Origin of the sequence: Aneurinibacillus aneurinilyticus ATCC 12856, assembly GCF_000466385.1 — a bacterium.
GTDB lineage: Bacteria > Bacillota > Bacilli > Aneurinibacillales > Aneurinibacillaceae > Aneurinibacillus > Aneurinibacillus aneurinilyticus.
In genome coordinates this window covers 357-6,401 of sequence record NZ_KE952884.1, presented here as the reverse complement: position 1 = coordinate 6,401, position 6,045 = coordinate 357, and the positions used below count along the sequence as shown (strand labels likewise).

The window sequence follows — 6,045 nt, the reverse complement described above, 5'->3', positions numbered from 1 at the left end:
AGGCCAGCGTGTCTTTTTCCGACCGCTCCCGCCCTTCTTTCTTTTCTTGCCTCCCACCACAAACATGTGTCGATTTATCAAATTAGATGTATATATTTCACATCTCGCACCCGTTTTGACAGATGTAATCGGGCAGGGAACCGCATATCCGTAGGAAACAATAGAATTTTTGCTTGTCTCTGTATTTAATTTTTGAAAATTTAGATGTTTATTTATGCAAATTTATAGACTGGCAGTCGGTCTAATATCTTGGTGAGGGGTGCATGTACTATGCAAGATAATCTCAATACAAAACATTTTCCTAAAGATTTTAACCTGATGGTGCTTGGACAAATTGTATCCATCTTGGGTTCTGCCCTGTTGCGCTTTGCCTTATCACTCTATGTATTGGATGTAACAGGTCGGGCGGACATTTATGCTACTTTGTATGCCATATCGAATGCACCTCTTTTGTTGTCACCCCTTGGCGGGGCTATCGCTGACAGGTTCAACCGCCGCAACCTCATGGTGATCTTTGACTTTACAAGCAGCGCCATTATATTGTGCTTTATTTTTTTGTTATCGGCTGCTAATACTTCCGTGATACTTATCGGTGTTGTCATGGTCTTGCTGGCGATTATTAGTGCCATGTATTCACCTGCCGTTATGGCAAGCATTCCATTGTTGGTGGCGGAAAATAAACTGGAACAGGCAAATGGTATTGTAAACGGTGTTCAAGCATTGTCAAGCGTAGCCGCTCCTGTTTTAGGCGGGGTGCTGTACGGCATTATGGGGTTAAAAGTGCTTATCGTGACGAGCTGTATTGCCTTTTTCTTATCTGCGGTAATAGAGCTTTTTATTAAAATACCGTTTGACAAAAGGGAACAGGAAGGGCATATTGTACCGACAATTGTAAAAGACATGAAAGTTGGGTTTACCTATGTTGTCAGGCAGCCTTATATTCTGAAATGCATGATTCTTGCGGCCCTGTTCAACCTGATTCTCACACCATTTTTTGTTGTCGGTGGACCCATCATTTTACGGGTAACAATGCAAAGTAGCGACACAATGTATGGTATCGGGATGGGGCTCATAGATTTTGCTACAATCTTGGGTGCATTGTCCATCGGCCTCTTTACAAAAAAAATGCAAATGAAAAAACTGTATCACTGGCTGATCGTGATTGCCTTATTGATTGTACCGATGGCTTTATCCATCACGCCCCCTGTACTTGGGCTTGGATACTATCCATCATTCATACTCTTTATTTTGTGTGCAATCCTTATCGCGATGACGATGACCATTATCTCTATTTTTGTTATTACTGTTGTGCAAAAGAAAACGCCAAACGAAAATTTAGGAAAAGTTATGGCGATTATTACGGCGGTTGCACAATGTATGGCACCTGTGGGCCAGATTATATACGGTGTCATCTTTGAAGCCTTTAGTATAAGGATTTACCTCCCCACACTGCTTGTAAGTATTGCGATGATTTTAATGGCAGCTGTAACAAAGAAAATATTGCGAAACGAGGGGGAAACGGCATAATGTGATTGGAAGAGAACTTTAAATAATCTTTAGAAGATATTAATGAGTAAAGTAATGCTTTTTGTAAAAAACGAAGGCGAACAGGCCGGTCATTGCGAATATAATGGAAATTACTAGCCAAAACGCGTACAGCTTGTTTTGAAACGGCAGCGGTACGATCATCCTGTAAATGCTGGCAATCATCGTTGGCACCGACAAAATAATCGTAATTGCCGCCAGTAACTTGAGTACGCGGTTTACGTTGTTTTGGATCACTTTTGCATCGTAAATTTCATCTGTTTTAGAGACGCCACCATGTATATGAGACTCTCATTCAAGCAAAGAAGAGCGTACACTTCACGATTACGATTACCGTAGGTTATTGCTGCATCACGCTTTCTCAAAAATTTCCTTGAGCAAAATTGCTGTCAAGGTCTTCATGACAAAAGTTGCAGCTGCCTATTGACAACATAAATTATACGGAGTAAAATCCATCTGTAACGAATAAGTCCTCGTTAGGTGAGGCTCCTATACAAACATAGGCCACTGCCCAGAAATATCGAAAGATGCCCATGGGTAGAACAGGAACTGCCGGATTAAGGCTTTTCTTAAGGTGGCTAAGAACAATTGTTCTTTACGTTGTATAGTGCCAAAACTCGACTAGGGGGAACCGGAAGTGCTTTTTTGTATTTTTTGTGCGCTTTTTGAACCCTCTAGGTTTTCTAGAGGGTTTTTCATTTTGTTAAGCAAAGGGGGAAAACAGGTGATGGATAGCCGTCCAAGGCAAAATTTTATTTTTTCTAATCATTCGAATGTAGTAAAGAGAAAGAAATCTGTTTATTCTATCCTCCCATGTTTTCCTTGCTTTAATGTTCATCCAAGGCTTTTAGTCAAGTGGGTGTGTTTGGGCAGGTTTATTTGACATGTGAGTCGTACAGGAACAGGTTCGAAGCGGTAAGCTCTCTTTACAGAGGGCTTTTTATTTTGTCGAAACTCTACATGGTGGGGATAAGGCAGGAGATGAATAAATCGAAGAGGTGATACTTATGACAATGGAAGTGATGATGAAGCTTAGCCTGGCTTTACTATTCGGATTACTGATCGGGATTGACAGACAAATTAAACAAAAGCGGCTTGGTTTAAGGCCCAGTATGGTCATTTGTATTGCCAGTTGCTTAGTGACGATTGTTTCCATCGAGGCATTCGGAAAGTTCGGTGGGCCGAATCATCCGAATATGGATCCGATGCGACTCGCAGCGCAGATTGTGAGCGGAATCGGTTTTATCGGAGCGGGCGTCATTCTAAGGAGAAGTAACGAGGTTATTTCTGGCCTTACCTCTGCGGCGCTGATTTGGTCGGCATCAGCGCTCGGAATTACGATCGGGGCGGGCTTTTATCTGGGGGCGACATATGCTGTCATCCTCTTGATGGCTGCAGTCAATTTTGTTCCTTTCCTGATTAAATCGGTGGGTCCAGCAACACTCAGCCGACATGAAATCTCAATAAGAATTGTAGTTGAATCTAATTATCGCATGACCGAATTAATCAAAATGATTGAGCGCAAGGGGCAAGATAGGCAATCTAAAAAAGAGGAGTATAAAATTCGGCATTTTAAGCTCAAGGACATTGATAGTAACCGCCAGTTGATTGATTTGGTTCTTTCCGTACCGGAAAATCAATATACCACGGAAGTTTATTATTACATCAAGAAGATTGACCACGTTCTTAGTGTGGAAATTGAGAATTTGTAAGGAGAGAGGGGAATGAGTAATGATCAGACTGAATCAATATAAATTTAAAGAAGAATACACTTACTATATGCTACAAGCATTAAAGATAGGGGATAAGGAATCGTTTCGCAAGGATTTTCTAGATTTGCATCCTATGGATCAGACAACATTTTTTATGGAACTGGATGATGACAGACGATTTAAAATTTATTCGTTTTTAATTCCAAACGAATTTGGGGAAATTTTCAGCGAACTGGATCCATTGATGCAGAAAAAATGTATTTTAGAGCTTGACCGTCAATATGCGATTGAGATGCTAAATGAGTTGCCTCCCGATGATGCGACGGATTTTTTCGGACTTCTTTCCCATAAAGAAGCCGACTTTTATCTGGAGCGGATGGAAAAAGACGAAGCAGATGACATTAAGCAATTGCTCACATACAAAAAAGGTTCGGTGGGATCATTGATGACGACAGACGTGGTAACAGTTGCTGAAGCCGATTCAGTGGCTGATGTGTTGGAACGCCTACAACACAGCGAATTCGACGCCGAAACGATTTATTATTTGTATGTTACAGATGCCAAAGAGCGGTTGTTGGGTGTCATATCATTGCGAGAATTGATTATTTCTGCACCGGAATGCCGCATGGAGGAGATCATGAACTCGCGAATCATTTCAGTATCAGCAAATACCAACCAAACAGAGGTACTCCAAATCATTCGTAAATATGGTCTTTTAGCGGTTCCTGTAGTTACGAAGGAATATGCACTTCTGGGAATTGTTACTTTTGACGATGTATTGTTTTACATGTAAAGGATATTTTGAATCACCCTCCTAAAAGAGTAACGCCCGCTTTTTACCACACTTCCCATGCTAAGGCCGAAATCATTGATAAATAAGACTATTCTTTAAAATGTTGGTTTAAGGAAATCTAGCTGACTTTATAGAATTTATGATTGTTAGGGTATTTGTAATTATTAAGGCAGAAAACACATTTACATCAGTTTGTGTTTATGGGATATTTTACTGTAATGATTATTTTTTTTGTTAGGTAAAATGACCTACAAATAAAGAAGGGGAACACACAGATGAAAAGCATTAGATTAAAGTTGTTTACAGCATTTTGTTTGATTTTTGTATTATTTGTTGCTCAATTAGCATACGTCACCTATGAAATCCAGGTTCATGGAAACAAGGTGCAAACCATCGAAAAGCTGGCGTTACCTACAGCGTTAAAAGCTGATGAAATAAAATTATCTGTCATTCAGGTTCAACAGTGGTTAACAGATATCAGTGCAACGAGAGCAGCTAAAGGATTGGATGATGGATTTGATAAAGCTGAAGAACATGCCCAATTATTTTACAAAAATATTGATCAGTTAGGGAGTTTAGAAAGTACCGATCCTCAAAAATTAAAAGACATTAAATCGTCTTTTAACAGCTACTACGAAACAGGGAAAAAGATGGCCCATGACTATATTGAGGGCGGACCCCAAAAAGGAAATATGACAATGGGGGAGTTCGATGGATATGCTGAAGATATTAATAAAAAAGTCGATAACTTCAGAGATGAGGCCCTTTCCAATATTAATAAAACCGTCGTCGAGTTAAGCCAAACAATTAGTCTATTGAAAAAAACGGTAATTACTCTCTCTATTATTATTTTTCTTTTATCAATGTTTATCTCATTTAAACTAAGTCAATCCATAACTAACCCCCTTATTGAACTATTAAAACGTACAAAAGAAATTGCAAAAGGGAATTTAACCAATCCGGTTCAAGCAACAACAAAGGACGAAGTTGGACAACTCTCCCAATCTTTTGAGGATATGAGAAGGAGCTTAGTGGAACTTATTAATCAAATGAACACCCTCTCTTATGAGTTAAATGAGAGCAGTTATGAACTTTCAGAGGCAGCAAATCAAACTGGAGAAACTTCAAGTCAGGTAGCAGTAACCATTAATGAGATCGCCGATGGAACTTCACAGCAAGCGGATACAACCGCAAATGTACTTCAAAAAATGGAAAAAGCAATGAAACAGACTGAGATAGGGTACGGTCAAGTAGGGCAAACTCTTCAGAATGCAATGGAATCTACAAAAGTTGCTTATGAGGGGGATAAAGCAATTAGTGAATCAATTCAACACCTTAATACCGTTAGCAAAACCGTACAATTTGCAACCGAATCTATTCAGAAACTAGGAAGACGATCTGATGAAATTGGCGGTATTATTACCATCATTGGCGATATTGCTAATCAAACAAATTTATTAGCATTAAACGCTGCGATTGAAGCAGCACGGGCTGGAGAACAGGGAAAGGGTTTTGCGGTCGTTGCAGATGAAGTGAGGAAGCTGGCGGAAGAATCCAGTAAGGCGACATCTCAAATCACAAATATGATTAAAGATATTCAAACGGAAATTGTTACAACAGTACAAACAATGGAAAGTACCCTGGGTGCTGTTGAAAATCAGGTTCAAATTATTCAATGTGGCAGTCAATCATTAAATACGATTGTAAACAGAGTAGAAGAAACAGAAGAAAATATGAAGCAAATCAAAGAAATCTTTGATAACTTACGCAAAAATGCATCGGATGTCTTGCAATGTATTAGAGAAGTAGTAGTTATTACGGAAGAGGCTGCCGCCGCATCTCAACAAGTAGCTGCTTCGGCAGAAGAACAATCTTCAACAGTAGAAGAGGTTGCAGCGAATGCCAATCAACTATCTAATCTAGCTGAGAGCCTTAAGCGGGAAATTAACCGATTTAAGATATAATTTTTCACGCCTGTTGATTATCCATAAGGTG

The 6,045-nt window shown here is 39.6% G+C and carries 5 protein-coding genes and 1 riboswitch; of the genes, 4 read left to right on the top strand and 1 reads right to left on the bottom strand.

From position 1 onward, the window contains the following. Positions 1 to 270 precede the first annotated feature (270 nt). On the top strand, positions 271 to 1,527 hold the full coding sequence (locus HMPREF0083_RS21310; RefSeq protein WP_021623869.1) for an MFS transporter: 1,257 nt from the start codon (positions 271 to 273) through the stop codon (positions 1,525 to 1,527). Positions 1,528 to 1,566: 39 nt separating this feature from the next. On the opposite strand, the gene HMPREF0083_RS27475 is transcribed toward HMPREF0083_RS21310, so the two are convergent. Then, positions 1,567 to 1,782, bottom strand: coding sequence for a CorA family divalent cation transporter (locus HMPREF0083_RS27475; protein ID WP_021623868.1), 216 nt, complete (start codon positions 1,780 to 1,782; stop codon positions 1,567 to 1,569). A 228-nt stretch (positions 1,783 to 2,010) separates the two neighbouring features. Continuing rightward, a riboswitch (M-box (ykoK) riboswitch) is annotated at positions 2,011 to 2,181 on the top strand. 371 nt (positions 2,182 to 2,552) lie between these two features. On the opposite strand from HMPREF0083_RS27475, the gene HMPREF0083_RS21305 reads away from it, so the two are divergent. From HMPREF0083_RS21305 to HMPREF0083_RS21295, 3 genes are all read left to right on the top strand, one after another. Further along, on the top strand, positions 2,553 to 3,257 hold the full coding sequence (locus tag HMPREF0083_RS21305) for an MgtC/SapB family protein (protein ID WP_021623865.1): 705 nt from the start codon (positions 2,553 to 2,555) through the stop codon (positions 3,255 to 3,257). 19 nt (positions 3,258 to 3,276) lie between these two features. Continuing rightward, positions 3,277 to 4,050 carry a magnesium transporter gene (locus tag HMPREF0083_RS21300; RefSeq protein ID WP_021623864.1) on the top strand — a complete coding sequence of 258 codons (774 nt, stop codon included), beginning with the start codon at positions 3,277 to 3,279 and terminating at the stop codon, positions 4,048 to 4,050. Between the two features lie 275 nt (positions 4,051 to 4,325). Then, complete coding sequence (locus HMPREF0083_RS21295; RefSeq protein WP_021623863.1) at positions 4,326 to 6,014, top strand: methyl-accepting chemotaxis protein; 1,689 nt, start codon at positions 4,326 to 4,328, stop codon at positions 6,012 to 6,014. Positions 6,015 to 6,045 lie beyond the last annotated feature (31 nt).